Below are 2,655 nucleotides of genomic sequence, written 5' to 3' on the forward strand. Positions count from 1 at the left end.
CGATTTCGAAGCCCAGCTCGCTGATCAAAATGGTAATAAGAAAGCCGCTGCTTAACCCCTAAGCAGCTTAACAACGTGTCCACGACTTGCGGGCAACCCCACTGCTGCACCTATCGCGCAACAATTGGTTGTTTACTTACCTTAAGCCACCACCGAATGTGCCTGATCCTAAGCGCTGGGCTTCAACGACAAACAGTCTTGAAGGCGGCATAAACGCCCAGCTCAAACGCATCGCCGATGCGCACCGAGGCAGGTCAGGGGAACGCCAACGAAAAATGCTCGAGTGGTACCTCCACACCAAAAAGCAACTGCCTGACGATCCGCTAAATATCGCCAGGCAGTGCAATTATGGCCAAGATCAACTCGCCAAAGTCAACGATCTTGCCGAAGAAAACCACAACAAAGCCGACCAAGAAACAGGCCGACCAGCCTTCTACGACAACGCTATCCCAACCGAGTACGAACACTCGATAGGAATCAGAAAAGACCCCATGAAGTAACTAACCGTGTACCCGCCCCGCAACACGCCGAACGGACACACATTCTGCTACTTAACCCTACTTTTTGGTTGTTCATGTTTCAGCTTCTCTACACATTCAAAGGACAACTGCACAATGACCTAAAGCAGGCCGACTTGGCCTCAGTGGCTGCGCTTACCGCCATCCATTTGCATTTAATTGTCAATAAGCGTCGACGGGGATAGGCTGAGTGCATGGCACACGAGCACCACGACCACGATCACTCCAGCACGCCGCTGCGCGCACTCTTGATTGCGCTAGGCATTACCGGCACCGTCTTCTTCGCGGAGCTGATCGGCGGCTGGTTGGCGGGTTCGATGGCGCTGATGGCGGATGCGATGCACATGCTTTCCGACGCTGCGGGGTTGATCATCGCGGTGTTAGCGGTGTTGGTTGGGCGCCGACAAGCATCGGCTCAGGCCACGTACGGCTACCGACGAGTGGAGGTGCTTGCTGCACTGGCGAACGCAGTGATGGTGCTGGCGATCTCGGTGTGGATTGTCGTCGAGGCGGTGCGCCGCCTGCAGAGCCCGGCCGAAGTGCAGGGAAAAACGATGCTGATCATCGCGGTGATCGGCCTGGTGGCGAATGCGCTATCGGCGTGGGTTCTGCACCGGCACCGCAAATCCTCGATCAACGTGGAGGGCGCGTTCTTGCACGTGTTAGTGGATATGCTCGGCTCTGTCGCAGTAATCGTGGCCGGCATCGTGGTACTGACCACGGGGTTTGTGGCGGCGGACGTGATCGCCTCCCTAGCGATCGCGGCGATGGTGCTGCCGCGCGCCTGGCAGCTCATGCGGCTTTCGACGAGCGTGCTGCTCGAGCAAGTCCCGGCGGACTTCGACGCCAGTGCGATCGAGCCCGCGCTGCGGCAGGTCGAGGGCGTTGCTGACATCCACGACCTGCACCTGTGGAGCCTGGACAGCGTGAACGTGCTCACGACCGTGCATATCGTGCGCGACGGCACCGTCGGCACCGGCCCGCTGTTGGATGCCGCCCAGCAGGCCCTGCGCGAACACGGTATCGAGCACTCCACCATCCAGATTGAGCACCCAGAGCACGAATCCCACGAGACGGTGTGCTGATTCCCTTCTAACCTGACTTAGGCCAATTTTGTGCGGAAGTTCGCGGCCGGTGATTACTTGGATGGTGGCAGTGAGGTCGGGCGGGAATGGTACGGCGGCGTGAATGGTTTCGCCGCCAACGACGAGTTGAAAGCTGCGGTATTTCTTGAGTGTTCTCACGAGGCGTTTGATGAAGTGACCACTGCGGGTCTCCATCAGGTGGGTCACGGCTAGTGCTGCCATCACAATATTGAGATGTGCTGTGATCGAGTTTTGTTTCCTCGCATAGATTGGGCGTGCTTTCAGGTCTGATTTCGACATCCGATACGACATTTTCAATGTGGAATAGCCTGCGGTAATGCCCGATAACCTCCTGGGCGGGAAGAGCGGTCAGGTCGGTTTCATAGCCTTTAATTCCGGCTAGGGCTCGGTGTTTGGCAGCGAGAGCGTAGTTGACCTTCTTGTTCGGGGTGGAAAGATCGAAATAGCGGTTGCGCTTAATGGCGATTTCGCCGTCAACAGCGCGTTTGGCTTTTGCGACTTGCTCTTTGATTCCGCGCAGGCCGCATCTGGCCCGATCATAGGAGTACTGGAAGTGGGTCACCGTATTCGGGGTTGTGTGTTTGCGCGCATCGCTTGCCGAGGCTTGTGTCCAGATCTGGCCGTGGGCGTAGGCTTCACCAGGGATTTCCCGCCGCCAGGTTTCAATCACCTCAGGCACGGTGGGGTTTCACCGACAAAATGTAGTGCAGACCTGCATCTATCAATGCTTGCTTGTTCTGCGGTTACCCTCGAGTAGTGGACACCCTATTAGTACGGATCTTGTGTCCGTAGGAGAGGATGTTCATTGTGAGTTCGTCAAGGAAAAAATACACCCCGGAGTACCGGCAGGAGGCCGCCAGACTGGTCATCGAGTCTGGGCGCCCAATCGCTCATGTGGCTAAGGAAATTGGCGTATCGGCCACAATTTTAGGCAGGTGGGTCAAACTCGAGCGGGAACGCCAAGGCTCGGTAGATGGCCGCAGTGATGCCGATATACGAGCCGAAAATGCACGTTTACGTCGTGAGCTAGC

2 protein-coding genes and 2 pseudogenes are annotated in these 2,655 nt (G+C 56.9%); 3 read left to right on the plus strand and 1 reads right to left on the minus strand.

Annotation, left to right across the window (positions count from 1 at the left end):
• Positions 1–101 precede the first annotated feature (101 nt).
• Positions 102–500 (plus strand): annotated as a pseudogene (locus B142_RS12765) (IS1249 family transposase); the annotation flags it as partial.
• A 212-nt stretch (positions 501–712) separates the two neighbouring features.
• Positions 713–1,603, plus strand: a complete 891-nt coding sequence (locus B142_RS0111355) for a cation diffusion facilitator family transporter (RefSeq protein ID WP_018121666.1) — start codon at positions 713–715, stop codon at positions 1,601–1,603.
• Between the two features lie 30 nt (positions 1,604–1,633).
• Here B142_RS0111355 and B142_RS13900 read toward each other — a convergent pair.
• A pseudogene (locus B142_RS13900) lies at positions 1,634–2,361 on the minus strand (IS1634 family transposase); the annotation flags it as partial.
• Positions 2,362–2,431: 70 nt separating this feature from the next.
• Here B142_RS13900 and B142_RS13445 point away from each other — a divergent pair.
• The coding region (locus B142_RS13445; protein ID WP_026168105.1) for a transposase at positions 2,432–2,655 on the plus strand (224 nt) is incomplete at its 3' end.

It is taken from the genome of Corynebacterium propinquum DSM 44285, assembly GCF_000375525.1.
Lineage (GTDB): Bacteria > Actinomycetota > Actinomycetes > Mycobacteriales > Mycobacteriaceae > Corynebacterium > Corynebacterium propinquum.

Coding starts and splice junctions, on each gene's coding strand:
- B142_RS0111355 (WP_018121666.1), top strand. CDS start 713: ATGGCACACGAGCACCACGACCACGATCACTCCAGCACGCCGCTGCGC.